Raw genomic sequence first — 23,467 nt, forward strand, 5'->3', positions numbered from 1 at the left:
CTGTTAAAGCTGGATGTTGATTTTTAAGCCCTGTTGATTGCAGTGGAAGGCGCGTAGACTCCTGCGGGCGCAGCTGGACAGGTGAGACCCCGCAGGAGCGAAGCGACGAGGAGGCTCAGCGCCAGCCCCGCGGAAAGCGAAGCGCATGGAACGAAAATCAACAGTCTTGTTTAACAGAGCCTACTTTTTTATCAGTACTGACTCTAAGACACCTGCATTGCAAAACGGGAATATCCAACAGATAATCAGGCATGATAAAGACTAAAAGGAGTGGCGAACGTGAAAAAAGTCATCATGTCCGCAGCGCTGTTTTTTACAATAGTTTTACCTGCCGGGACCAATGCTGCGAGCCAGGCAGATTGTGCTGCATTAAAAAATATCTTTCAAACTGATGTGAAATCAGACGATGGTATTTGCAAGGTTGAAATAGTGCGGAAGAGTCCGAACGTGACACACATTGGGAGTAAATTATCACCTGAAACAATGGAGCTGGGATTCCATTTGGTACTCGAGAAAGTGAATGATAAGACTGCGGTCATCGGTGAATTCGCTTTGCTGCAGGAAGAAGTGAATCCAGTCATTGATGAACTGAGAAAAGGAAATATTGATATATCCGCATTGCACAATCATATGCTCTTCGAAGAACCCCGGATCATGTACTTGCACTTTCAAGGGACAGGCAATATGACACAGCAGGCAGAGGCAATCAAAAATGCGATTGCTAAAACTAGCAAATAATACTTAACAGCGGAAAGGCATTCCGCTTTTTTTTTCGGTCAATGAGCAAATAATAACCAGGGATGTTTACCTTAAGGGATATAAGGTTATTACACTTTAGTATGCTAAAGAAGGAGGCTTTTCGTATGAATCCAAAGTACAAACCCTTATTTGAAACGTATCATTTACCGAATGGAGTCAGTTTAAAGAACCGGATAATCATGGCGCCGATGACGAATTTTTCATCCAACGAGGATGGGAGCGTTACAGAATCGGAGGTTAACTATTATGCACGCCGTTCCAAAGGAGTCAGTATGGTCGTTACAGCATGTACATATGTAACACCAGATGGAAAGGGCTTTAAAGGTGAATTTGGCGCTGATACAGATGAAATGATTCCTAGCTTGCGGAAATTGGCTTCAGCCATCAAGGAGCAGGGGGCAAAAGCCATTCTGCAAATCTTCCATGGCGGGCGTGAATGCCCTCCTGAACTCGTTCCGAATGGGGAGATTGTCAGCGCAAGTGATGTACCTTCAGAGCGCGGGAATGCTAAGGCCCCTCGTCCGTTAAGCGGAGATGAAGTGGAAACGATCATTGCGGCTTTTGGTGAAACGACACGCCGTGCAATTGAGGCAGGCTTTGATGGAGTTGAAATTCATGGCGCTAACGGCTATCTGATTCAACAGTTCTTTTCACCGCATTCTAACCGCCGTGATGACAAATGGGGAGGCTCTCTTAAAAAGAGGCTTGCCTTTCCGCTAGCGGTTGTAGACGAGGTGAAAAAAGTGACCGCCAAATATGCAAAGGAGCCGTTCATCATCGGATACCGATTTTCTCCAGAGGAACCAGAAACACCAGGCATCACAATGGCTGATACTTTACTGCTGATTGATGCATTAGCGGATAAAAACCTTGACTACCTGCACGTTTCATTGAATGATTTCTGGTCAAAGCCAAAAAGAGGTATAGAGGATGAGAGGCCAAGAATGGAAATCATCCAGGAGCGAATTGGCCAGAAAGTTCCTGTTATCGGCGTCGGTTCGCTTTACAGTGCTGATGATGTATTAAAGGCATTTGATACAGGTGTCCCATTAATTGCTTTAGGAAGAGAACTGATTATCGATCCTGACTGGGTTGAAAAAATAGAAAGCGGCAGGGAAGCCGAAATTGAAACGGAAATCGATCTTGGAGCTCAAGCTCGCCTTGTTTTACCCGATCCGCTGTGGCAGGCAATCGTCAATACACCTGGGTGGTTTCCTGGAGTTAAATGATATGAAACAGAAAGATGCCTGCTCCAGTAATGGGGCAGGCATCGGATATTTTAGCCAAGATTCTTTTCATAGATTTTCACATTAGCGTAGATTGCAGACAGAGTCACTGCAGGAAACTTCGATGTGCTGGCCTTATCTAAAAGGTAGCCAAATAAATGGTCGCCTTCTGTTGACAGTGATTTTTCCATATCACGCTGAAGCGAGGATTTCATGCTATAGCCGATTTCATTCATCCTCGCAAAGGTAGCCTCTAGAACTTGATCGTCTAGCGGCGCATCTAAGCTTTTCATGATGCTGATCGTTTCTTGCAGCAAGCTTTTGATTGTTTCCACCCCTTGAGGCTGTTCCCGGATCGGTCCAATCGGGGACCTGAAGAGAGAGGTAATGCCGCTTAGCGAAGTGATGAATAAATATTTGTGCCACATTTCCTGCTCGATGTTATCTGAAAGGCGGAAGTTCGCATTTGTGCCATTGAAAGCAGCCTGAAGCTTCAGAATCCTTTCTGTTTTTTCACCGTTTCTTTCACCAAAAACAAGATCATGGATTGGACTTGTCTGAAGCACTCTGCCATTCTCGTCCAGAGTCGTTTCGATAAAGCATAATCCTCCCAGAACCTTCTCTGCACCAAATGCTTCGATCAAGGCATCAAGATGGGCAATTCCATTCAGCAAAGGCAGAATCATTGTTTCACTGCCGACATATGGACGAATGCCTTCCATCGCACCCGCTAAATGATAAGACTTGGTCGAGACTAGAATTACATCATAAGGCTCAGCATTTTCTCCCGCTAAAATAGTCTTTGGCTCAGGGATGTGCAAATTTCCATGAACGCTTTCTACAATAAGGCCATTTTCCTTGAGCTGCTGCCTGCGTTTTTCACGAACAAGGAACGTAACGTCCTCGCCTTTTTCCAAAAGACGTCCGCCAAAATACCCGCCGATTGCTCCGGCACCTACAATTAAAATTTTCATCTCCATTTCAACCTCCTATCGATGTAAAAGTGCACGCCTGATATTGCAGGCGTGCACTTTGTAAGCCTTAATATGTGAGGACCGCTGCAAGCAGCCCTCCTGCGGATATAAGGATAATGATTATTCTTGCGAAAAGGGGAAGCTGATCTTTCCCTTTGTTATTGACCTGAGCTTCCTTCTCATTGACCGATTTGCGGTAATTGGGACTGCAGCAGCCGCTCATTACTATGCAACCCTATTCCAGTTGGATACATCTTCATCAAGCTGGACATTATTTGCACGAGCTTTTTTAGCAGCATTGAAGAAGATGACTGTAATCGCTGCAGTGATAATTGCAGCTCCAATATTGGCAACAGTGAGTGATTGACCGAATCCAATCGGAGCGTTAATGATATACGAAGTGGTTGCCATTGTCATGAATATACCAGGAATCATGGCAATCCAGTAATTCTTCTTCGCGATGAACAGATACATAGCGCCTACCCAGAGGGCAATAACAGCTGTTGATTGGTTAGCCCATGAGAAGTATCTCCACAGGATTGTGAAATCTACCTTTGTCAAAGCGAAAGAGATTACGAATAACGGAAGCGCAATCCATAGGCGGCTTGTGAATTTCTTTTGTGAAAAATTGAAGTAATCAGCGATAATCATTCGCGCGCTTCGGAACGCAGTGTCGCCAGATGTGATAGGCAATACAATTACACCAAGTACTGCAAGCGTTCCGCCAACAGCGCCAAGCATCAATGTTGAAGCTTCGCTTACGATTGCGGCTGGTCCGCCGTTAGCAAGAAGGTCATTCAAGCCGTTGTAGCCATCGAATAAGCTCATCGCTGCAGCTGCCCAGATCATGGCGATGATTCCTTCAGCAATCATCATGCCGTAGAAAATCTTGCGGCCTTGCTTTTCGTTTTGCGTAGTACGAGAAATGATTGGTGTCTGTGTAGCATGGAAACCTGAAAGCGCGCCACAAGAAATTGTTAAGAACAATAGTGGGAAAATCGCTGCATTATCAGGGTGGAAATTTGTTAATGATAATTCAGGAATTGGTGCTCCGGTAATTACAAGCATTGCACCTACCCCAACTGCACTGATCAAGAGCAATGCACCGAAAACAGGGTATAAGCGCCCGATGATTTTATCCACAGGAAGAAGCGTAGCTAAAATGTAGTAAATAAAAATTGCACCAAGGATGATTCCCATTGTTACTTTTCCGTCCATTAAGTTATGAAGCAATCCTGCAGGCGCCGTTACGAAAACGGTTCCAACTAATAGCAGCAAAAGAATCGCAAAAGCGTTAACAACATGCTTCATGAATTTACCTAAAAATTTACCAGCAAGCTCTGGAAGGTGAGCGCCGCGGTTGCGGATGGAAATCATTCCAGTCAAGTAGTCATGGACAGCACCGGCAAATATTGCACCAAGCACAATCCAAATAAAAGCTACAGGACCGTAAAGCGCTCCCATAATTGGGCCAAAGATAGGACCTACACCAGCGATGTTAAGCAGCTGGATCAACGAGTTCTTAGAAGTGGACATTGGCACATAGTCAACGTCGTCTTTATGTGTGAAAGCGGGAGTTGAACGGCCTTCATTAACACCAAAAACCTTTTCAACAAACTTGCCATACGTGAAATAACCGATAATTAAAAGTACGATACCGCCTAAAAATGTAAACATATGAAACCTCCTTCATAATGTAATGAATGCGTTTACATAAATTATAAAAGAATTTATGTAATTGTGGACATTTTGTGAACAAGATGCATAAATGTAAGGATGAAACGCTTGAAATTTTGATTGAGATGCACAAATGATTGCACCAAAATCAAAAAAAGCATCCAAAAAGATGCTTTTCATTAAAGTCATAGCTAGTATCTTATAGGCTATAACTCAAGCTCCGTTCTCAAAGCTTTCACATAGTTCCGGCTAACCGAAAGCATTTCCTCGCGCCCTTCAATTTGCAACTGATAAGCACCGTTGAACCAGGGAGTTAAACGGTTTACATAATCAAGATTGACTAGATAGCTTTTATGGATCCGGAAAAACGAGTAGGGAAGGAGCCTGCTTTCAAGGTCCTTCAATGGAGTTTTCGTTTCATATTCATTTGTTCTCGTAATGATTTTTGAGAATTTTTCTTCCCTTGATATGTACAAAATTTCTTTAGGTTCAAGATAAAGAATTTCACCGTCGCCTTCAACAGCAAGTTTTCCAGCTTGCTTGCCAGGCTCTTTGTCCTTTTGAGTCAGGAAACGCTTCTCAATCCTTTCTACAGTTTCACTGAGCTGGACGTCATCATATGGCTTGAGCAAATAATCCACTGCCTCATATCTGAAAGCCTCTGCAGCGAATTGGGGATAAGCCGTTGCAAAGACAATCAACGGGACTTTTTTCAGCTCCAATAGCGATTTTGCAGCTTCCATTCCCGTCATTTTTGGCATCTCGACATCAAGGAAGACAACATCAGGCTGGAGCTGAAGAGCTTTCATAACTGCTGATTCTCCCGTTTCCGCCTCGCCGACAACCTGAATGGCAGGATAGGAGCTCAATAAATGCTTGAGCTCGTCCCTGCTGTATAATTCATCGTCTGCAATCAAAGTCCGAATTTGGTCCATCTAACATTCCTCCGCATGTGGAATCGAAAAAGAAATCTTTGTTCCAGTGCCAGGTTTACTTTCAATCTGAAGAGAAGCTTTTTCCCCAAACATTATTGTAAGCCTTCTATTTACGTTATATAGTGCGATTCCGCTTCCTATTTCGGAATCGATCATTTGCTTGCCTAATTGGACGACACGGTCCTGGCTCATGCCCTGGCCGTTGTCTTCAACTATCACCACTGTTGCAGCTGGCACTTTATGAATTGCGATATGGATGCGGCAATCCTGGTCCATATTCTTAATGCCGTGCTTTACCGCGTTTTCCACAATAGGCTGCAGAGTCAGAGGCGGAATTTTTATCAAAAGGGCTTCGTCAGCTATGTCATAAGTGACTTTCAGCTTTTCCACAAAGCGTGCTTCTTCGATGGCAAGGTATGCCTTAACATGCCGCAATTCCTGTTCTAGACTGGTAATTGTCACAGTAGTAGCATTCAGATTTTGCCTCAAAAAATGAGAAAGGGAAACAAGCAGCATCCGTGCTTTTACCGGATCAATCCTGACAAGAGATGTAATGACATTCATTGTGTTGAAAAGGAAATGAGGACTGATTTGCGCCTGCAGTGCTTTTACCTCGGCTTCCTTAGCAAGCTGATAAGCTTTATCCGCTTCAGCGATTTCGAGCTGGTTGCTGAGAAGATTGCTGAGTCCGGAAATTAGCTCCATTGCTACATTTGTTATTTCTTTTTCAGATTTAAAATAGAACTTTAAAGTGCCGATTGTTTCACCTCGTTGTTTTAGCGGAGCGATAACTGCTGCACCGAGTGGGCAATTTGTTTGCCGGCAATGGATGGTCTCGTCACTCGCGACAACTAGCTTCCCGCTTTTAAGAACATCTTTTGTGACCTGGGTCTGGATGGGACTTTCCGGACGATGATGATCATCACCGACGCCAATGTGGGCAAGGATTTCTGTTTGATTGGTCATCGATACTGCATTGGTCTGCACTTCGTTGTGTAAAATCTGGCAAACTGCTTTCGCTGAGTCAGGGTTGATGCCTTTCCGGAGATAGGCAAGAGTCTGGTCAGCGATCCGCAGCGTTTTTTGCGCCAGCAGCGCTCCGGCTTTTTCCTCTTCAGACATAACATTTTTTATGATCAAGAGGAAGAGGGCAGAACCGAGCCCATTCGCCAGAATCATCGGAACGCCGATGATTTCAACGAGTGTCTGGGCCTTATCAAATGGTTTTGCCAGCAGCAGGATGATAAGCATTTGCACGGTTTCGGCAATGGCGCCGACCATAAAAGCATTTGAAAGGCTGGCATATTTATTCTTTTTTTGGAATCTGCCAGCAATGATGCCTGCTACAATTGCGGCCAATCCGCAGGCGATAGCGGTAAAACCACCAAGGGTGAAACGGTGCAATCCGGCAATCAGTCCAGCGCCAATCCCAACTTTATAGCCGCCAAGCAAACCTGCAATGACAATCCCTATGACCCGGGAATTAGCAATGGCTTCATCTGATGCAAGATCAGCAGCCCAGCGATTGAATTGGAGCGATTCAGTATTGAAGCTCATGCCTGAATACGTACCAATGATTCCGAAAAATCCAAAGAAAATGATGGCGAAATATTGCTGTCGCCGATTAAGTGTTTCGTGATAGATCAATCCTCTGAAAAAGCGGAACCTTGTTAAGATGAAAGCAATTGTCACAATAATTCCGAGCCGTTCAAGCATGGTAATTAAAAGTTCAAGCATAACCGCACTCCTTGGGAGGTGGAATTTATTTAGTATCTTTGAACTAATTTTAAAGGAAAGAGAAATAAAGTAAAGGGTATGAACCGGAGTTTGAAATGTATAGTGGTATATAGATGAAAAACCTGTCCGCTAGTGAGGACAGGTTAATTAAGTGCACGTTTTTCTGCAAATATTGTTCCATCACTCTGCAGTTCTGCATAAAACGTATCCGTCAGTGTGTGGATTCCATTCTTCCTTAGTTCATTCAGCAGCCAGTCTTCACTTAAACTTAGTTCCTTGAGATTTTTTAGAACAATTTTTCCATCAACTACAAGTTCAGAAGGTAAATACTTGCGAGGCGTGATTGGAATAGCCGCATCTTTATTTATTACGTTTTCAAATTCCACTTTTTTTAAAACGCTGATCTGCCCGTTTGGCTCAAGAATGGCGTAATCAACTTCGGTAATTGAAAAAATATTTTTAATCCTGAGGAGCATAGTAAGGTCATCCATATTTAATTTATTGGACTTCATTGCTTTTTCAATGATTTTTCCTTGCTTGATAATAATTGTAGGTTCTCCGTCCAGTAATATACGGGCCTTTGCTGACTTCAGGGCTATGTACTCAATTGTTAGCGTTAAAAATGCCCACAAAGTCAAACCAGTGACACCGTCAATGAGTTTAATATCTCTATGTACCACCATGTCCCCAGCAATATTCCCCAGTGCGATACCTGTGATATAAGTAAAAAAAGTCATTTGGCTTAGCTGTTTTTTTCCTAATATTCGGGTTAAGAAGAATAGAACAGAAAAACAACCTAATAATGTTCTTAGCATTGTTGTTAAAATAGTTTCCATATAACTCCTCGCCATATATGTCATTTTAGTTAGGGTTTACAATTTCTCGCAAAAAAAATAATTTTTTTGAACGGATGAAACACTTTTGGTTAGGCCAACTAAATATTTTATTTTTAGTTTATAATGATAAAAAATAGAGCAGGCGGTGGCGTATGACTCTTGAAGAAATAATGGAGAAACTTGAAGAAATGGGTTCGGAACAAACGAAGAAGACGCTGTTGCGGCACGGGGCCCGGGAGCCTTTTTTTGGAGTGCGGGTTGGTGATCTGAAAAAACTGGTAAAGTATGTGAAAAAGGATCAGGAGCTTGGGCTGGCGCTCTATGATACCGGCCATTCAGATGCTATGTATTTAGCTGGACTATCTGTGCAACCAAAGTTGATGTCTAAAGAAATCTTGCAGGATTGGGCAGATAAAGCATATTGGTATATGCTTGCGGAGTATACGGTGGCTGGAGTTGCGGCTGAAAGTCCCTATGCCCGCGAACTGGCGATAGAGTGGATGCAATCGGAGGAAGAAATGATCGCAACATGCGGCTGGAGCACGTATTCGAATTATCTATCGATTACGCCTGATGAAAATCTGAATTTGGATGAAATCAGGAAACTGCTCCGCCAGGCAGAAACAACGATTCATCAAGAGAAGAACCGTGTCCGCTATGTGATGAATAACTTTGTTATATGTGTTGGCGCCTATGTCATTCCCCTGTATAAGGAGGCATTAGCAACGGCTGCCAAGATTGGCAAAGTTCATGTCGATGTTGGCAAGACAGCGTGCAAAGTGCCATTAGCCACGGACTATATCAAAAAAATTGAAGATCGGCACAAGATTGGCGCAAAGCGGAAGACTTGTATTTGCTAGGCGATTTTCGTAGGTGTTAAGAAGAGAAGCCCGGACTCCATGTGGATTTGCTGGAGGCCAGGCTTTTCTCTTTTTAGAAGATTTCAATATCACCGCTTGAAACATTGGCGTCTATCTTGTGCTTTCCGTTGCCATGCTTGCCGCTGAGGCGCTTGTCGCTTTCCTGCTTATCTTCGAGTGGGAAGTCGCAAGACAGATCACCGCTGCTCGTTTTTCCATTTAATGTGAATCCTGCATCATCGGGCAGATCGAGTTCGATGTCCCCTGAACTCACATTTAAGCTGACAGAATCCTTCAATTCATCCATCTGGATTTCCAATTCACCTGATGACACATCGGCATCAAGTTTTCCAGTGTAGTTCTGTACATTTACGCTCCCGGAACTTACCTCGAAAGTACCTGTTTCAGCTGATAATGAATTGATCTCAACCTCACCTGAGGAAATGCGCTGCTCCAGAGTTTGAACGTCCAGGTTTTTCAGCACCATGCTTCCTGATCCTACATCGACCGAAAGTTTATCGAGTTCCATGCGATCCTGGATGGAGCTTCCTTTAAATGTTACCTCGCCTGATCCCAAATTAATCTCCATATTCTTGTCATAATTCTCTGGGATATAAATAGTTAATGCCGTGTTGTCAAGCTCGAACCAGTTAAACCAGAAGAAACCTTTACGCTTGACTGAAACTTCAATGGCATCGCCACGCTTATTTACAGTAACAGTACCCTTGCCATTAAGCTCAGCAAGGACATCATTCCGGTCCTCAGGTACGATTGTCGTCGCAACACTTGAAATATCAATCGATATATTCTCGATGTCCCTTGAAACCTTAGCAGAATCCTCCGTCTTCGAAAGAGTAATCCCGTTCCCGTAAAATAAATAATTCATCGCGATATACGCACCCGTAATAATCAAAAAAATAACCAAAATCCGCTTTATCATTTTCGTTTCCCCTCTCAATCAATCCTCTATAAACAAGATAACGCAGATTCCAAATCCCACCAATGCCCCTCAGCATTAAATCCCCCTAAGACCAAAGGCTGATTTAACACACTAAAGCACTGGGGGTCAGACCCCCAGTGCGGTTATGCGTTAAAGTGCCGGGGGTCTGACCCCCGACGCGGTGGTGTGCTAAAGTGTTATGCTTTGGCTTCGAAGAGTTTGGCTATTTCAATGATTGTTTCTACGGATTTTTGCATGTTGTCGACTGAGATGTATTCGAATCGGCCGTGGAAGTTTTCGCCACCTGTGAAGATGTTTGGTGTAGGCAGTCCCATATAGCTTAGCTGGGAACCGTCTGTACCGCCGCGGATCGGCTTCACGATTGGCTTGATCCCGAGGTTTTCCATTGCTTCGTAAGCAATGTCGACGATTTCCTTCACTGGCTCGATTTTATCCTTCATATTGTAGTACTGGTCGTTCAATTCCAGGTGGACGTGTTGTTCACCGTATTTTTCCTTCAGTTCGCCCGCGATCTTCTCAAACAAATTCTTTCGTGCCTGAAAGCTGTCACGGTGGAAGTCGCGAATGATATATTGCAGTTTCGTTTCTTCCACGTCGCCATTAATGGAGCTTAGATGGAAGAAGCCTTCATATCCTTCCGTATGTTCTGGAGCTTCTTCTGCCGGCAACTTGCTATGGAATTCCATCGCGATTTTCGCAGAGTTGACCATTTTTCCTTTTGCTGTACCCGGGTGAACATTCTTTCCCTTGAACGTTAGCTTCGCACCTGCTGCGTTAAAACTTTCATACTCCAGTTCGCCAAGCGGGCCTCCATCAATCGTATAAGCGAATTTAGCATTAAACGCTGCCACATCAAATTTATGAGGTCCTCTGCCGATTTCTTCATCAGGTGTAAAAGCGACCCTGATCTTGCCATGCTTAATTTCTGGATGCTTAATCAAATAAGCCATCGCAGTCATGATTTCAGCAATGCCAGCTTTATTGTCTGCTCCAAGAAGGGTAGTGCCATCCGTTGTGATCAATGTGTGCCCTGTATATTGCGGAAGCTCCGGGAAATCCTCAGGTGACAGAACAATACCAAGCTCTTTATTCAGAACGATTGCATCGCCGTCAAAGTTTTCAATGACCTGTGGGTTGACGTTCTTTCCGGTAAAATCGGTCGCTGTATCAACGTGAGCAAGAAAGCCGATCGTCGGTACATCCTTATCTGTAGTGGCAGGAAGCGTCGCCATCACATAACCGTTCTCGTCAATCGTGACTTCCTCCATGCCAATCGTTTTCAATTCTTCCACAAGCATATTGGCAAGCGTTAGCTGGCCTTCTGTCGAAGGGCAGGTTTCACTGTTTTCATTGGATTGCGTATCTACTTTTACATAAGTCGTAAATCTTTCAATAATCTCGTTTTTCAATTCCCTTCATCTCCCATTCTTGAGTATATTTTCATATTATCATATATCGAATTGAACACAATTTGTATTGGGTTATAAAATTGTAATTGAAAATAATAAAATCAAATCCCTTTACATATATAAAGGTTAAGGCTACTATGAAAATAATTAAATATTCGTTGTACTACTAGGGGTGCCCTGTGCCGGGCTGAGAGAAAAACATCAGTTTTTTGACCCTTCGGACCTGATCTGGGTAATACCAGCGTAGGAAAGTAGTGAGAGATGTTTTTTTCCCTTACATTGCTTTTAAGCCAGGTCCTTTTATGGATCTGGCTTTTTTATTTGGCTGTTTTCTAAAAGAGTGTTGTTTTTAAAGCGAATTATTTGATAGCAAACCATTTAAAAATAAGTTGATTGGAGCGGAGCATGTATGAAAAAGAAATTAGAAATAACTATTGATGATGCTATTTTCTATATGGAGATGATTCGATCTGTATGGAGCCCATATTATGAACCTCAATACGGAAAACGGAAACCATACTTAAAAATATTAAAAGATCGTGAATCGATTGAATACAATCGGTTTATTAAAGTGTATAGGGTCATAAAACATATTTTATCAGATAGGGAGCAGTTTATCTTAGATCAAGTTTATGCACTAAACAACAGTAGAGCTCCACATAGAGAGATTGGCGAACAATTAGACGTGTCTCCTGAAAGAATCAGACAAATCATTAAAAAGGCTGAAAATACACTAGCAAGAGAGTTGTTGAAGAATACGGTAAGCGAATATAGGAAATGACAGATAACGATTTAAATCCAGCCTGCCGAGGAAGCTCACCGCCTTCGCAGTGGAAAGCAAGCATCCTGAAGTGAAAATCAACTTATTAAACACAAAAAAGTACTCAAAAACTGCATTTATTTTTAATCGGAACCAAGGTCAATGAAGAGGATCAAAGTCCTGTTGATTGCAGTGGGAAGCGAGATTTGCCTGGAACGGAAATCAACAGACAACTTAGCAGAACATATTTTCAAGGAGGTACTAAAAATGGAATTAAAAAATCAGGTAGTATTGGTGACTGGCGGGAGCCGGGGGTTAGGAGCAGAAACGGTAAAGGCTTTTGCAAGAGAGGGCGCGAGAGTCGTAATCAACTATTTTCAAAGCGAGCAAAAAGCAAGGCAGCTAGCAGAGGAAATCGGGGATACCGCATTTGCTGTCCATGCAGATGTTAGGAATTCAGAACAGGTTCAGAGCATGTTCAGAAAGGCAAAGGAGCACTTTGGCACACCGATTACGACCATTGTGAATAACGCGCTTATCAGTTTTAAATTTGATCCTGTTGCAAATAAGGATGCTTATTCAATTGGCTGGGAAGATTACCAGCTGCAGCTTGAAGGCTCCATCCGCGGTGCGTTGAATACCATTCAGGCTGGACTTCAGGATATGGAAAGCATGAAATTCGGGCGGATCATTAACATTGGTACAAATCTGTTCCAGAACCCGGTTGTACCTTATCACGACTATACGACAAGCAAGGCTGCCTTACTTGGTTTTACCAGAAATATGGCCAATGATCTTGGCAAATATGGCATCACAGTCAATATGGTGTCGGGCGGTTTGCTAAAAACAACCGACGCAAGCTCTGCTACTTCTGAGGAGGTTTTCAAGCTGATCCAATCATCGACTCCACTGAAAAAAGTAACGGACCCAGCTGAAGCGGCAGATGCCGTTGTGTTTTTTGCATCACCTTGGGGGCGTGCGGTTACTGGGCAGAACCTTGTCGTAGATGGCGGACTTGTTATGGACTAAGAGAATTCGTAACAAGAAGGAGAAGGTGATTTCCTAGTTGTAAATTTCATTGCACATAGGGGAGAGTTCACCGTAATCAAAGGGAGGAATTGACATGGAAAAATCAGAGATTGTCAGTATGCTAAACAAAGTACGCACCCAAAAACCGCTGATTCATAACATCACAAACGTGGTTGTCACCAATTTTACCGCGAATGGGTTACTTGCATTGGGGGCATCGCCTGTCATGGCGTATGCCGCTGAAGAAGTTGCCGAAATGGCAGCAATAGCAGGCAGCTTGGTGCTCAACATTGGAACTTTGAATTCGACAGTGGTTGAGTCAATGCTGATTGCTGGGAAAGCCGCGAATGAGCATGGTGTGCCTGTCATTCTTGATCCGGTCGGGGCAGGAGCCACAGCTTATCGTACTGAAACTGCACTTAAGCTGATGCAAGAATTGAAGATTTCAATCATCAGAGGAAATGCCGCCGAGATTGCAAATGTGGCAGGGGAAAAATGGGATATTCACGGAGTTGACGCTGGCGAGGCAGCTGGGGATGTAATCAGCCTTGCTGTTTCTGCCGAGAAAAAATTGAATACAGTCGTTGCGCTCACTGGAAAAGACGACATCATCACAGACGGAAAGGCAACAGTCATTGTCCATAACGGACATCCAATCCTTACTAAGGTAACCGGTACCGGCTGCCTGCTTACCTCAGTAATTGGTGCGTTTGCTGCCGTAGAAAAAAATCCGCTAATTGCAGCAGCAGCAGCAATCGTCACCTATGGGGTAGCAGCAGAAAGAGCAGCGGAAAAATCTGCAGATAAGGGAGCTGGCAGCTTCCAAGTTGAGTTTCTAGATCAACTGTACAAAGTAAACGAAGATGACATCCAAAACTATAGTTCTTTTACCGAAAGGGGGACAAATGAAGATGTTTAAAGCACTGACAATCGCAGGTTCAGACAGCGGTGGCGGGGCAGGAATCCAGGCTGACCTGAAAACCTTTCAGGAACTGAAGGTATTCGGCATGTCCGCGCTGACGGCAGTAACAGCCCAGAACACACTTGGCGTCCAGGGCGTTTTCCCGATGGAGGCGGAAGCTGTCGCAAAACAGATTCAATCAGTAGGGGAAGACATTGGAGTTGATGCATTGAAAACCGGGATGCTTTTCAATGCCGAAATAATCGAAGCTGTCTCTGAAAAAATCAAGCAGTTTCGCTGGGATAAAGTCGTTGTCGATCCAGTGATGATCGCGAAGGGCGGGGCACCTCTTCTTCAGCAGGAAGCTGTATCAGCAATGAAAGAGTATCTGCTGCCAGTTTGCTTAGTGGTTACCCCTAATCTTCCAGAGGCAGAAGTCCTAACAGGTATGTCGATTAAAAGCATCAATGACAAAAAGGAAGCTGCCAGAAGGATTCAGGCAAATGGAGCAAAATATGTTGTCATTAAGGGCGGCCATGATGAAAACACGAAAGAAGCTGTTGACTTGCTTTTTGACGGCTCAGAATTTGAATTGTTTTCGAGTCCAAGAATGAATACAAGGAATACACACGGAACAGGCTGTACATTTTCAGCAGCGATTGCTGCCCAGCTTGCGAAGGGAGCAGCTGTGTATGAGGCGGTATCTGTGGCAAAGGAATTTATTCAGGCCGCGATCACGGAGCCGTTGAGTATTGGCAATGGACATGGACCAACAAACCATTGGGCTTTTAATCTTAAAAATAAAGCAGAAAGCAGGCTGACGTAATGGCAAGAATAAGTCCGGAACATATGGAAAGCTTGCTTAAGGTTTATTTTATAGCTGGAAGTACGAACTGCCTGAAGGCTCCTGAAAGAGTTCTGACTGAAGCTATAGAAGGAGGGGTCACACTTTTTCAATTTCGCGAAAAGGGTGAGGGCTGCCTTCAAGGGAAAGAAAAGCTTGAACTGGGAAAAAGACTGCAATGGATTTGTAAGGAAAACGGCATTCCTTTTATTGTGAATGATGATATTGAATTGGCGATTGAACTGGATGCGGATGGAGTACACATCGGCCAGGAGGATGAAGATGCTGTCCTGGTCCGCAAAAGAATCGGCGATAAGATTCTTGGTGTATCCGTTCATAATCTTAAGGAAGCTGAAAAAGCCAGCCATGCTGGTGCGGACTATTTCGGTGTTGGACCGATTTTTCCGACGGAAACAAAGAAAGATGCGAAGGCGGTCCAGGGGACTGTCCTAATAGAGGAATTAAGAGACTTTACTATTCCGATTGTTGGGATAGGGGGAATCAATGCAGAAAATGCATCAGTTGTTATCAAAGCTGGAGGTGCTGGGGTTTCTGTCATCACCGCGATCAGCCATGCAGACAATATAAAGGAAGCAGCCTCCAGATTAAGAGGGGAAGTCCTAAACTAAAGCTCGATTTCAGGAGGTATATTAAATGGAGGCTTACATGAAAAGTACCCACAAGCTTACTTTGACATCGATGCTGATGGCTATTGGAACACTGACAAGCCACCTGTTGTTTATCCCGTTAGGAATTGTAAAGGTCTTTCCGGTGCAGCATTTTATTAACATCCTGTCTGCTGTTTTGTTAGGGCCGTACTACGCAGTTGCCCAGGCATTTGGAATTTCCCTATTAAGAAACCTGATGGGAACAGGTTCTGTATTTGCTTTTCCGGGAAGCATGATTGGCGCGTTATTGGCAGCTTATTTATTTAAAAAAACGAACAATATCCTTTTTGCCTTTGCTGGAGAGGTAGTTGGCACGGGGATTTTAGGAGCAATCGCCTGCTATCCAATCGCCACACTTTTTCTTGGAAAAGATGCTGCATTGTTCGGTCTTGTCCCGGCGTTTTTCATTAGTTCATTTGCGGGTGCTGCAATCGGCTTTGCGATGCTGAAAATTTTTATGAAGAATGCGGCAGGCAGATTGGAGATTAACAGTAAAACTTAAATGGTTTTATAATGGAAAAAAATTCATCCTGCTGTATTTGGCTGGAATTAAAGATTTTCCTGCTATATGATATTGATAGATCTATATTTCAGCTGAAAAGGGTGACATTTTTGAGTAGTGAAAACAAGTTAGGATTGGTAGTGGATGTGGAGACAACTGGATTGGGTCCCGATTCAGATGAAATTATTGAATTGGCATTGAAGCTGTTTTCTTTTAACGAAGAAACAGGAGAAATTATCGAAATCATTGATGAGGATTCCTATTTGCGGGAGCCTATGTCCAAATCGGCGCAAAATAATTATGAACGGGCTTATCGAATCCATGGCATTTCCTATGACATGGTAAGGGGAAAGACGTTTTATGATGAAAAAATCATGGAGTACTTCAATCGGACAGATGCAATCTTTGCACATAATGCCTCATTCGATCGCAGCTTTTTATTTAGGATGTATCCTGAAGTGAATGAGATGAGATGGTATTGTACAATGAAGAACGTGCAATGGAAAAACCACGGCTTCCCGAACAGCAAGCTTCTCACATTGCTTCAGGCGCATAATATCTCGAAATTCCAGACGCACCGGGCAATGGATGACATTACATATTTGACAGAACTGCTGAAACAGCAAAATCCAAATGGTGATTTTTACTTAAAAGAAGTCTTGGACTACGGGCCTATGAGGAAATACCAGCCTGCTCCTAAACAAAGACGACGGATGTTCTATTAATCGTCAACATAATATCTATCAGCCTTTCCAACCATTTATGGGGTAAGAAAGGCTTTTTTTCATTATGAGAAAATTTTCATATATTTCTAGACTGGAATTCATGGTAAAATGACGGAAGGAAATTTTATAAGAATAATAATTTTCTAAAAATAAGGTTTTGAATCAATCGGATTTGTGTATAGGAAAGGGGCTACATTCTTATCGTTGCTATTCTTATCGTAATAATTATCGGAAGATTCAACTATTAACCTGAAAGTATTTATTATGATTTCAATAACAATTTAGTCATCCGAAATATGGTGTAGAGGAGAGACAGCATGAAAACTTCACAGGGAAATGAACTGCAACGCGGGCTGGAGGAAAGGCATATTACACTTATGTCGTTAGGTGCGGCAATTGGTGTCGGACTATTTCTAGGTTCCGCAACGGCTATAAAGCTTGCTGGGCCCGGGATTTTGCTCGGATATGCTTTCAGCGGAATGATCATGTTCTTTATCATGAGGGCACTTGGGGAAATGGCGATTCAGAAGCCGGTCGCAGGGTCGTTCAGCAAATATGCAAGAGACTACCTGGGACCGCTGGCGGGTTATATCACCGGCTGGAACTATTGGTTCTTATGGATTGTTACCGGGATGGCGGAAATAACCGCTGTCGGCATTTATATGGAGTACTGGTTTCCGGAAACTCCACGCTGGATTTGGGCGCTTGCTGCCCTTATCATAATGGCTTCGGTCAACTTCATGGCTGTAAAAGCTTATGGGGAGCTGGAATTCTGGTTTGCGTTAATTAAGATCGTGACGATCCTGGCAATGATTGTTTCAGGAGCCGGCATGATTATTTGGGGAATTGGCAATGGTGGAATCGCTACAGGGATTCAAAATCTGTGGGAGAACGGCGGATTTTTCCCTAATGGAATTAAGGGAGTTCTTCTTTCCCTGCAAATGGTCATGTTTGCTTATTTAGGAATTGAGATGATAGGTGTCACTGCCGGGGAAGTGAAGAATCCCGAGAAATCACTAGCCAGGGCGATTGATTCCGTTTTCTGGCGCATCCTGATTTTCTATGTAGGGGCATTATTCGTGATTATGTCCATCTATCCTTGGGATGAAATTGGCTCGAAGGGAAGCCCATTTGTACTGACTTTTGAACAATTAGGTATTCCTGCCGCTGCGGGAATCATTAATTTCGTTGTGCTGACAGCTGCACTATCCTCATGCAACAGCGGGATTTTCAGCACGGGCCGAATGCTTTTCAACCTTGCAAATCATGATGAAGCACCGAAGAAATTCAGCAAGCTTACGAAGAATGGCGTACCTGGATTTGCGATTTTGGCATCAGCAGCTGCACTTCTGATCGGAGTAGTTTTGAATTACATCGTCCCGGCAAAAGTTTTTGCATGGGTGACAAGCATTGCAACATTTGGTGCTATCTGGACTTGGGCCATCATTCTCCTGTCCCAGATTCGTTATCGTAAAAGTTTGAAGAAAAATGAAGTGGAAAAACTAAAGTACAAGCTTCCATTATTCCCTTTCACTTCGTATCTTTCATTAGCCTTCCTGGCATTTGTCATCGTCCTGATGGCATTCAGCCCTGACACGAGAGTCGCATTGTTTATAGGGCCTCTGTGGTTGGGACTCCTGACTGCATTTTACTATGGAAAAGGGTTCCATAAGAGAGATAACGATATGAATGTAAAAAACGTAAGTTAAATATAATGTGCCTGCTCTCTGAATTGGAGAGCAGGCACATTTTGTTTATAAAACATAAAGATAAACACTAAGGAAATGGGCAAGGCTTCCGAGCATGATGAAAATGTGGAAGATTTCATGAAAACCAAGATATTTAGAACGCAGGAAGTCAGGCTTCAAAGCGTAAATCACTCCGCCAATTGTGTACAGAACTCCACCCGCAACAAGCCAGAAAATCCCGCCAGGACTCAAGACAGATGAAAGAGGAGAGACGACGAAGATGACCATCCATCCCATGACGATATAAATGGAGGTAGACAGCCATCGTGGACTTTTGAACCAAACCATCTTGAACAGGATGCCGCATAAAGCTGCAAAGGTGATGATGGCGAATAGGGTCCAGCCTGTCATTCCATTCAGGCTTATTAGGCAAAAGGGTGTATACGATCCGGCGATTAATACAAAAATCATTGAATGATCAATTCGTCGGAGGAACGCAATCACCCTATCTTTGCTTATAACCATATGATAGGTTGCTGATGCCGTGTATAGAAGAATCATACTAATGCCAAAAATGGTGACCGAGGTAATAGCCAGGGGTGAACCAGTAGTAAGCGAAGCCTTTATCACAAGCGCAAGCAGCCCGGCAAAAGACAGTAATGCTCCTGCCAAATGGGTAAGGCCATTAATTGGTTCCCGAATATAACAGTTCATTGAAAAACCTCCACACTTCATAATGTAGTTTTAATAACTACTTATAATGATATATGTGTAATGATATGTAGTCAATGTTTACGATGATTTTTTTTTGCGTTATAATAAAAGAAAAACATTGAGGGATAAACTTTGAGTAATATAGCAGAACTGCTCGCCGATCTTGGCCTTGAAAATAATATCGCGCTGGAGGATATACCCGGAATCGATTTGTATATGGACCAAGTCATCCAATTGTTTGAGAAGAGTTTTGGGAGCTCAACAAGGAATGATGAGGACAAAGTGCTGACAAAGACGATGATTAACAATTATGCGAAAGGGAAGCTATTCTTTCCTATTAAAAATAAAAAATATTCGAAAGAGCATCTGATCCTGATCAGCTTGATTTATCAGCTGAAAGGCGGACTGTCCATTCAGGATATAAAACTAACTCTTGGCGGTATCAACGATCGAGTAGAATCAGGGGAGATGCAGTTAGAACAATTTTATAAAAGTTATTTAAATCTTCATGAGAAAAACTTTGAGATTTTCAATGAGGATGTTCTGAAAACGGAACAAGATGTGAATGCCGAGGTCCAAAAGCTTGAGGCTGAAAAGCCAGAGGAGCTTGAAACAGTTTTATTAATCGCTTCGCTTGTCAATTTAAGCAATTTTTACAGAAAAACAGCGGAAAAGCTTGTTGACCAGCTTGCTGAAAAAAAGATTGATAAAGGATGAACTAATTTGTATATGACAGTAAAAGAAGCATCAGAATATTTAACGATGCCAGAACCACAAATTGAAAAACTGATTTTCCAAAGGAAAATCAGAGCGATTCATGATGGTGACCAATATTTGATTTACAAGGAACAATTCAACACACATATGGAACAGGTAGAAAAGTATAAAAAGCTGGTAGAGGAAATATTGAACGAACCAGTGCCTGAGGATATTGATATTAAGGATGAAGATTGATCTTTTAAAATTTAGCAGAAATGCATATAAAAAAAGCGAGAGGACATGCTCATTTTGTCCTTTCGCTTTTTTTGTTGAGTATTCTAATTCATTTTATTGCCATCATGTTTAATAGGCAATTGTACAATGACTTCAGTACCTTCATCTGGCTCGCTCTGGAATTTAATCGTTCCATTATGAGATTGTACGATTTTGAAGCTTACTGTCATCCCGAGGCCTGTGCCCTTTTCCTTGGAGGAGTAGAACGGCTCGCCGATTCTTTCCATGAATTCCTTTGAAATTCCGCAGCCGTCGTCTTTTACACGAACGGTAACGTGGTCATCCGTGCTTTGCAGTGAAATCAATACGACATCCTCAGCCGATGAAGCTTCAATCGCATTCTTCACGATATTAATGAACAGCTGCTTCAGCTGGTTAGGTTCACATTCTATTATTACCTGCTGGTCGTGATCCTCTAACTCTATTTGGATATTATGAAGACTTGCTTCTGTTTTTAACAGTGAAATTACATTGTACATAATCAGCTGTATATCGGCTTCAGTAAATTTGATTTGCTGAGGCTTGGCCAGCAGCAATAGCTCACCGACAATATGGTTGATCCTGTTCAGTTCATCAAGCATGATTTGATAATATAGCTGATGCTTTTCATCTTCCATTTGCAGCAGCTGGACCAGTCCCTTTAGAGAAGTAAGCGGATTGCGTATCTCATGGGCAACACTTGCAGATAGTTCACCGACTACTGACAATTTGTCCGTTCTCCGCAAACGCTCCTCCGTTTGCCGCAATTCTGTAACATCCCTTGAATTACAGATAATCCCTGCAAGCTGATCATTCACAATGATAGGAAGTGAAGTGCTTTGCAGCATGAGGGGATTCCCATTCTTATGAGGAATATTAAGCTCGAACATTTGCGGACTTTGATCCTTAATCACCTTTGCGATTCTGTCCAAAACTAATTGCCTGCTGTTTTCAGGAAGCAGCTCTCCAATACTCCTGCCAATAAAATCGTTAGCATTAAAACCTGTAATTTTCTGAAACTGAGGATTCAGATTTGTGATGGTCCCGTTCAGGTCCAGCATCGCAACGATATCAGGACTGTATTCAAACAAGGATCGGTATTGCTGTCTGCTTTCTTCAAGCAATGTCTCAACATTTTTCCGCTCAGTGATATCTCGACCAATGATCACGAGTCCTTGTCTGCTGCCGTCATCATTCCATAGAGGAACTTTGATCGTATCAAAGGTCTTATTGCTGCCATCTGGCTGTGGAAGGACTTCTTCGACACGGATAATCCCTCCGGCTTTCCAGGCTTCTTCATCAGATATCTCGCAATATCTTAATGAGTCAGCGAAAAAATCACTGTATTCTGCCAATTCTGAGTCCTTTTTGCCTTTATAATCCACATTTTCGAGGTCAAAAAGCTTGAGCCCAAAATTGTTTGCCTGGATCCATCGGCCTTCCCCGTCCTTGAAATTCACAAAATCAACCATGGAATTGATCAGCGTAGATAAGCGCTTTTCCTCTTCCCGTGAAGCATTCAATTCTTCCATCTTAGAAATGAAAAAATAGAAAAACCAGCCCGCCAGCACAACATAAAGAACTTCTTTCGTATGTCCGACAAGAGTGATAAAGGGTGAAGGGGCATATGATTCAAGCAGATAGTTTGTCCCGAAAATCCAAACGATGCTGAGTATGAAAAAGGTGGTCAAGTATTTCATTTTTTTCATGTTAGAACTCCTAAGTAAGCAATCATGCTTTCGCTAAAATAAGTAGAAGGATTACTTGTATATAGTAGCATAATTTAGTCGATTAAAGTTATTTTGTTAGACATCATGGTTTGATTTTATCTTCCCTAAAATCTGGCAGTACTATGCAAAAAGCAGAACCAATGAGGTTTGGTCCTGCTTTTTTAAAGGATAAGAAAGTATAAAATTCACTTTGAGAAATGTCCAGCTCCAGCGCCTAGCCCCTCGAGTCGCTTGTCTAGTTTCGCCTCCTAGAAACTCCGAAACTTCAACTCCGCCGGCAGAAGCAAAGAGCGCTTCTTTGTCGGAGCCTCCAGTTTCTGCGTTTCTGGACAGTCGGCTACACATTTCTGTTTCGGTCCGCCCAATGAAGTCAAAGAACGACTTCACCGGTCGGTCTTTCGACGGACACGATGTTCTAGTGCCGACGTTGCCACAGGACGTGGCGGTTTTAGTCGGCCAGCGCTTGTCGGGGCTGACCAAGGCGCTTGCGCTTTTCTTATGAATTGATTAAAAATCTCCATCCGTAGCAGAGAATGGAATGTTCAAACGGTTTTCCACTGTACGCAGGCGCTGATTCAGCCTATTCAAGCGGCGTGTATGTCTTTCGTCATTTTGATTCAGTCTTTGAATTTCGTCGTTAATACGGCCAATCTCCCTGTTCAGTCGGGTTATTTCCCTGTTTTGCCGGGCAAGTTCTTTGTTCTGTCTGTCTAATTCTGCTTTTTGCTGCTGAGACTGACGTTCAAGCTGATTAACCCTTCTTTCAAGCCCCTGCTGCCTATCATTTGGTTCCTGCTGCTGCCCGTAATAATGATAGTCATATTGAGTATAAGGGTCAAAATGCTGAGGGCTGTAATAATACTGATATGGATTCATGCTGGCACACTCCTTATTTTAAATCCGCCTCCAATGCAGACGAATAAATTCTTTATAAAATATGTAGGTAAACGCGGAGGGTGTGGGCTATTGCCCAGTGAGGGGTGAGACCTGAAATATAAGGAAGGGAAAATATGGAGAGTGAGAGAATGTATATGATAGGGGGTGAATGGAATGGGAATGTCCAATTTTTATAAAAATCTAAGAAACAGCTTTGGAGCGGAATTAATTTTCATGCCAAGTGCAGCGGGAATCGTGCGGAATGAAGCAGGAGAGATCTTGTTCCAAAACAAAGGAAATGGTGAGAAGTGGAGCCTGCCAGCAGGAGCAATCGAATTGGGAGAAGCTCCAGCCGAGGCGGTTGTGCGTGAAGTATGGGAAGAAACAGGCTTATTTGTAAAACCTATTAAACTTTTAGGTGTTTTTGGCGGCAAGGATTTTCGCTACGAATATCCTAACGGGCATAAGGTTGAATATGTCGTATTCGTTTTTGACTGTCAGGTTCAAGGTGGGGAACTTAATCCGATTGATAACGAAACCGCGGAGCTTCGTTATTTTAGTGCCGATAAAATGCCTGAGCTTGCGCTGCCATATCCAAAAAGTATCTTTATAGAGAAAGTCAATGAAAAAACAGAATTTCAGTGGAAAGATGAATGGGTGAGGAAGCTGCAGGAATAAGACGAG

24 protein-coding genes and 1 riboswitch are annotated in these 23,467 nt (G+C 43.0%); of the genes, 14 read left to right on the plus strand and 10 right to left on the minus strand.

Going from position 1 to position 23,467, the window contains the following annotated elements; all coding sequences use genetic code 11:
* The first annotated feature begins 279 nt into the window (after positions 1–279).
* On the plus strand, positions 280–738 hold the full coding sequence (locus AABM38_RS04890; protein WP_423409395.1) for a DUF1259 domain-containing protein: 459 nt from the start codon (positions 280–282) through the stop codon (positions 736–738).
* A gap of 125 nt (positions 739–863) precedes the next feature.
* Positions 864–1,988, plus strand: a complete 1,125-nt coding sequence (locus tag AABM38_RS04895; RefSeq protein WP_423409396.1) for an NADH-dependent flavin oxidoreductase — start codon at positions 864–866, stop codon at positions 1,986–1,988.
* Positions 1,989–2,038: 50 nt separating this feature from the next.
* Here AABM38_RS04895 and AABM38_RS04900 read toward each other — a convergent pair whose 3' ends face one another.
* The 5 genes from AABM38_RS04900 to AABM38_RS04920 all read right to left on the minus strand — a co-directional run bounded on the left by AABM38_RS04900 (position 2,039) and on the right by AABM38_RS04920 (position 8,144).
* A complete protein-coding gene (locus tag AABM38_RS04900; RefSeq protein ID WP_423410661.1) occupies positions 2,039–2,959 on the minus strand; it encodes a ketopantoate reductase family protein in 921 nt (306 codons plus the stop codon).
* A 225-nt stretch (positions 2,960–3,184) separates the two neighbouring features.
* Positions 3,185–4,636: a carbon starvation protein A gene (locus AABM38_RS04905; RefSeq protein ID WP_423409397.1), complete on the minus strand. Its 1,452-nt coding sequence runs from the start codon at positions 4,634–4,636 to the stop codon at positions 3,185–3,187.
* Positions 4,637–4,842: 206 nt separating this feature from the next.
* Complete coding sequence (locus AABM38_RS04910) at positions 4,843–5,571, minus strand: LytR/AlgR family response regulator transcription factor (RefSeq protein ID WP_423409398.1); 729 nt, start codon at positions 5,569–5,571, stop codon at positions 4,843–4,845.
* Entirely contained in the window at positions 5,572–7,308 is a 1,737-nt protein-coding gene (locus tag AABM38_RS04915; protein ID WP_423409399.1) for a LytS/YhcK type 5TM receptor domain-containing protein, read from the minus strand.
* A gap of 143 nt (positions 7,309–7,451) precedes the next feature.
* On the minus strand, positions 7,452–8,144 hold the full coding sequence (locus tag AABM38_RS04920; protein ID WP_423409400.1) for a YetF domain-containing protein: 693 nt from the start codon (positions 8,142–8,144) through the stop codon (positions 7,452–7,454).
* 152 nt (positions 8,145–8,296) lie between these two features.
* On the opposite strand from AABM38_RS04920, the gene AABM38_RS04925 reads away from it, so the two are divergent.
* Entirely contained in the window at positions 8,297–9,004 is a 708-nt protein-coding gene (locus tag AABM38_RS04925) for a DNA alkylation repair protein (RefSeq protein ID WP_423409401.1), read from the plus strand.
* 73 nt (positions 9,005–9,077) lie between these two features.
* On the opposite strand, the gene liaG is transcribed toward AABM38_RS04925, so the two are convergent.
* The gene (gene liaG / locus AABM38_RS04930; protein WP_423409402.1) at positions 9,078–9,944 is read right to left on the minus strand and encodes a LiaG family protein; all 867 of its coding nucleotides are present in this window, start codon (positions 9,942–9,944) and stop codon (positions 9,078–9,080) included.
* A 197-nt stretch (positions 9,945–10,141) separates the two neighbouring features.
* The gene (gene pepT, locus AABM38_RS04935) at positions 10,142–11,374 is read right to left on the minus strand and encodes a peptidase T (RefSeq protein ID WP_423409403.1); all 1,233 of its coding nucleotides are present in this window, start codon (positions 11,372–11,374) and stop codon (positions 10,142–10,144) included.
* A 158-nt stretch (positions 11,375–11,532) separates the two neighbouring features.
* Positions 11,533–11,641: riboswitch (TPP riboswitch) on the plus strand.
* A gap of 142 nt (positions 11,642–11,783) precedes the next feature.
* On the opposite strand from pepT, the gene AABM38_RS04940 reads away from it, so the two are divergent.
* The 8 genes from AABM38_RS04940 (at position 11,784) to alaP (ending at position 18,512) form a co-directional block, all read left to right on the plus strand.
* Positions 11,784–12,155 (plus strand): sigma factor-like helix-turn-helix DNA-binding protein, encoded by a 372-nt coding sequence (locus AABM38_RS04940; protein WP_423409404.1) that lies wholly within the window; start codon positions 11,784–11,786, stop codon positions 12,153–12,155.
* Between the two features lie 246 nt (positions 12,156–12,401).
* Positions 12,402–13,163 (plus strand): 3-oxoacyl-ACP reductase, encoded by a 762-nt coding sequence (locus AABM38_RS04945; RefSeq protein ID WP_335375171.1) that lies wholly within the window; start codon positions 12,402–12,404, stop codon positions 13,161–13,163.
* A 94-nt stretch (positions 13,164–13,257) separates the two neighbouring features.
* Positions 13,258–14,082 (plus strand): hydroxyethylthiazole kinase, encoded by an 825-nt coding sequence (thiM, locus tag AABM38_RS04950; protein ID WP_423409405.1) that lies wholly within the window; start codon positions 13,258–13,260, stop codon positions 14,080–14,082.
* Positions 14,069–14,890, plus strand: a complete 822-nt coding sequence (thiD, locus tag AABM38_RS04955) for a bifunctional hydroxymethylpyrimidine kinase/phosphomethylpyrimidine kinase (RefSeq protein ID WP_423409406.1) — start codon at positions 14,069–14,071, stop codon at positions 14,888–14,890. Before thiM ends, thiD begins: the two co-directional genes overlap by 14 nt.
* On the plus strand, positions 14,890–15,537 hold the full coding sequence (thiE, locus tag AABM38_RS04960; protein WP_423409407.1) for a thiamine phosphate synthase: 648 nt from the start codon (positions 14,890–14,892) through the stop codon (positions 15,535–15,537). The genes thiD and thiE overlap by 1 nt, the downstream gene beginning before the upstream one ends.
* Positions 15,538–15,574: 37 nt before the next feature.
* Positions 15,575–16,078 carry an energy coupling factor transporter S component ThiW gene (gene thiW, locus AABM38_RS04965; RefSeq protein WP_423410662.1) on the plus strand — a complete coding sequence of 168 codons (504 nt, stop codon included), beginning with the start codon at positions 15,575–15,577 and terminating at the stop codon, positions 16,076–16,078.
* A gap of 110 nt (positions 16,079–16,188) precedes the next feature.
* Positions 16,189–16,803, plus strand: coding sequence for an exonuclease domain-containing protein (locus AABM38_RS04970; RefSeq protein ID WP_423409408.1), 615 nt, complete (start codon positions 16,189–16,191; stop codon positions 16,801–16,803).
* A 317-nt stretch (positions 16,804–17,120) separates the two neighbouring features.
* On the plus strand, positions 17,121–18,512 hold the full coding sequence (alaP, locus tag AABM38_RS04975) for an alanine permease AlaP (protein ID WP_423409409.1): 1,392 nt from the start codon (positions 17,121–17,123) through the stop codon (positions 18,510–18,512).
* A gap of 45 nt (positions 18,513–18,557) precedes the next feature.
* Here the strand turns inward: alaP and trhA are convergent, their stop codons facing one another.
* Complete coding sequence (gene trhA, locus AABM38_RS04980; protein WP_423409410.1) at positions 18,558–19,205, minus strand: PAQR family membrane homeostasis protein TrhA; 648 nt, start codon at positions 19,203–19,205, stop codon at positions 18,558–18,560.
* Between the two features lie 132 nt (positions 19,206–19,337).
* On the opposite strand from trhA, the gene AABM38_RS04985 reads away from it, so the two are divergent.
* Both AABM38_RS04985 and AABM38_RS04990 read left to right on the plus strand, forming a co-directional pair.
* Entirely contained in the window at positions 19,338–19,922 is a 585-nt protein-coding gene (locus AABM38_RS04985) for a DUF1836 domain-containing protein (protein WP_423409411.1), read from the plus strand.
* Positions 19,923–19,934: 12 nt separating this feature from the next.
* Positions 19,935–20,159 carry an excisionase family DNA-binding protein gene (locus AABM38_RS04990; RefSeq protein WP_423410663.1) on the plus strand — a complete coding sequence of 75 codons (225 nt, stop codon included), beginning with the start codon at positions 19,935–19,937 and terminating at the stop codon, positions 20,157–20,159.
* Positions 20,160–20,242: 83 nt separating this feature from the next.
* Here AABM38_RS04990 and AABM38_RS04995 read toward each other — a convergent pair whose 3' ends face one another.
* Positions 20,243–21,886: a PAS domain-containing sensor histidine kinase gene (locus tag AABM38_RS04995; protein ID WP_423409412.1), complete on the minus strand. Its 1,644-nt coding sequence runs from the start codon at positions 21,884–21,886 to the stop codon at positions 20,243–20,245.
* A gap of 528 nt (positions 21,887–22,414) precedes the next feature.
* Positions 22,415–22,783, minus strand: a complete 369-nt coding sequence (locus tag AABM38_RS05000; RefSeq protein ID WP_423409413.1) for a hypothetical protein — start codon at positions 22,781–22,783, stop codon at positions 22,415–22,417.
* A 174-nt stretch (positions 22,784–22,957) separates the two neighbouring features.
* Between AABM38_RS05000 and AABM38_RS05005 the strand changes: the two genes are divergently transcribed.
* Positions 22,958–23,461 carry an NUDIX hydrolase gene (locus AABM38_RS05005; protein ID WP_423409414.1) on the plus strand — a complete coding sequence of 168 codons (504 nt, stop codon included), beginning with the start codon at positions 22,958–22,960 and terminating at the stop codon, positions 23,459–23,461.
* The last annotated feature ends 6 nt before the right edge of the window (positions 23,462–23,467 follow it).

This window comes from Heyndrickxia sp. MSNUG (genome assembly GCF_049532715.1).
Lineage (GTDB): Bacteria > Bacillota > Bacilli > Bacillales > Cytobacillaceae > Mesobacillus.

Bases quoted from the DNA above. Each gene is read 5' to 3' on its own strand.
- thiM (WP_423409405.1), top strand. From the start codon at position 13,258: ATGGAAAAATCAGAGATTGTCAGTATGCTAAACAAAGTACGCACCCAA.
- AABM38_RS05005 (WP_423409414.1), top strand. From the start codon at position 22,958: ATGGGAATGTCCAATTTTTATAAAAATCTAAGAAACAGCTTTGGAGCG.
- AABM38_RS04995 (WP_423409412.1), bottom strand. From the start codon at position 21,886: ATGAAAAAAATGAAATACTTGACCACCTTTTTCATACTCAGCATCGTT.
- AABM38_RS04920 (WP_423409400.1), bottom strand. From the start codon at position 8,144: ATGGAAACTATTTTAACAACAATGCTAAGAACATTATTAGGTTGTTTT.
- AABM38_RS04910 (WP_423409398.1), bottom strand. From the start codon at position 5,571: ATGGACCAAATTCGGACTTTGATTGCAGACGATGAATTATACAGCAGG.
- AABM38_RS04990 (WP_423410663.1), top strand. From the start codon at position 19,935: ATGACAGTAAAAGAAGCATCAGAATATTTAACGATGCCAGAACCACAA.
- thiW (WP_423410662.1), top strand. From the start codon at position 15,575: ATGAAAAGTACCCACAAGCTTACTTTGACATCGATGCTGATGGCTATT.
- AABM38_RS05000 (WP_423409413.1), bottom strand. From the start codon at position 22,783: ATGAATCCATATCAGTATTATTACAGCCCTCAGCATTTTGACCCTTAT.
- AABM38_RS04895 (WP_423409396.1), top strand. From the start codon at position 864: ATGAATCCAAAGTACAAACCCTTATTTGAAACGTATCATTTACCGAAT.
- thiE (WP_423409407.1), top strand. From the start codon at position 14,890: ATGGCAAGAATAAGTCCGGAACATATGGAAAGCTTGCTTAAGGTTTAT.
- thiD (WP_423409406.1), top strand. From the start codon at position 14,069: ATGAAGATGTTTAAAGCACTGACAATCGCAGGTTCAGACAGCGGTGGC.
- AABM38_RS04915 (WP_423409399.1), bottom strand. From the start codon at position 7,308: ATGCTTGAACTTTTAATTACCATGCTTGAACGGCTCGGAATTATTGTG.
- liaG (WP_423409402.1), bottom strand. From the start codon at position 9,944: ATGATAAAGCGGATTTTGGTTATTTTTTTGATTATTACGGGTGCGTAT.
- trhA (WP_423409410.1), bottom strand. From the start codon at position 19,205: ATGAACTGTTATATTCGGGAACCAATTAATGGCCTTACCCATTTGGCA.
- alaP (WP_423409409.1), top strand. From the start codon at position 17,121: ATGAAAACTTCACAGGGAAATGAACTGCAACGCGGGCTGGAGGAAAGG.
- AABM38_RS04940 (WP_423409404.1), top strand. From the start codon at position 11,784: ATGAAAAAGAAATTAGAAATAACTATTGATGATGCTATTTTCTATATG.
- AABM38_RS04905 (WP_423409397.1), bottom strand. From the start codon at position 4,636: ATGTTTACATTTTTAGGCGGTATCGTACTTTTAATTATCGGTTATTTC.
- AABM38_RS04900 (WP_423410661.1), bottom strand. From the start codon at position 2,959: ATGAAAATTTTAATTGTAGGTGCCGGAGCAATCGGCGGGTATTTTGGC.
- AABM38_RS04925 (WP_423409401.1), top strand. From the start codon at position 8,297: ATGACTCTTGAAGAAATAATGGAGAAACTTGAAGAAATGGGTTCGGAA.
- AABM38_RS04945 (WP_335375171.1), top strand. From the start codon at position 12,402: ATGGAATTAAAAAATCAGGTAGTATTGGTGACTGGCGGGAGCCGGGGG.